We start from the raw sequence: 1092 nt of genomic DNA on the forward strand, positions 1-1092 counted from the left end.
GGCGGTCTCAGGTTCCAAGTGCAACAGTCAGTTGATGGTTTCGAGCTTGTTGCTCGCTAATAGCTGAAGGTATTCAACCAGTACTTCGACCGGAAATTTCCAGCCCAGCGTTTGGCGTGGCCGAGTGTTCAGCAAGTCGGCAATTTCGTCCAGTCGCTCCTGGGTGACCAGAGAGAGATCCGTGCCTTTTGGCAAATACTGGCGCAGCAAGCCATTGGTGTTTTCATTGCTGCCGCGCTGCCATGGGCTGTGCGGATCTGCAAAGTAGATCTTCAGGCCGGTGTGGGCCGTGATTTCGGCGTGACGGGCCATTTCACTGCCTTGGTCGTGCGTCATGGTTTTCAGCAATGATGGCGCCATCCGCGACATCTCTCTGGTAATGGCTTGAGCGGCTGCATCGGCGGTCGGTGCGTCGAGTTTTGCCAAGATTACGTAACGGCTGGTGCGCTCAACCATCGTGGCGACAGCAGAGCGATTGTTGGCCCCGATGATCAGGTCGCTTTCCCAGTGTCCTAGAACAAGGCGATCAGCGACCTCTGGTGGACGCAAGTGGATGCTGAGCTCAGCAGGATAGCGCTCTCGACGTATGGCACTCTGGGTTCGCGGGCGACGCTTGCCTTTACCTTGGCGCAAGTAGCTGATGAGCTGGCGTTTCAACTCGCCTCGCGGATAGGCATAAATTGCCAGGTAGATGGTTTCGTGACTCACATATCGCTCGGGGTGATCGGGCCAGATACGGCGTAGTCTGCTGGCGATTTGCTGGGGTGACCAGCCAATGCGCAACATTTCTATGATCACTTGGAACAGCTCAGAGCCAGAGCACAAGCGAGACTGACGGCGCGGCTTGTGACGTAGCACTCGCGCCCGGCTTGCGGCGTGAGCTGAATCGTATCGCCCCAGTTGGCTGTGCCGCCTGATCTCACGGCTAATGGTACTGGGATGACGCCTGAGCAAAACGGCGATAGCTCGAAGAGTGAGTTGTTGAAGCTGCATCACCATGATGGCGACGCGCTCCTCAGTGCTGAGATGTGTGTACTTCGTTGGCATGGCAACACCTTACATCAGGTGTTGCACTTGGTCCTTGAGACCGCC

Annotated in this window: 1 protein-coding gene; it reads right to left on the reverse strand. The window is 56.7% G+C overall.

Annotated elements, in window-relative coordinates; genetic code table 11:
- Positions 1 to 27: 27 nt before the first annotated feature.
- A complete protein-coding gene (locus HYE77_RS32360; protein WP_177070604.1) occupies positions 28 to 1047 on the reverse strand; it encodes an IS30 family transposase in 1020 nt (339 codons plus the stop codon).
- Between the last annotated feature and the right edge of the window lie 45 nt (positions 1048 to 1092).

The organism is Pseudomonas sp. IPO3774 (assembly GCF_013386835.1).
GTDB lineage: Bacteria > Pseudomonadota > Gammaproteobacteria > Pseudomonadales > Pseudomonadaceae > Aquipseudomonas.

Coding starts and splice junctions, on each gene's coding strand:
- HYE77_RS32360 (WP_177070604.1), bottom strand. CDS start 1,047: ATGCCAACGAAGTACACACATCTCAGCACTGAGGAGCGCGTCGCCATC.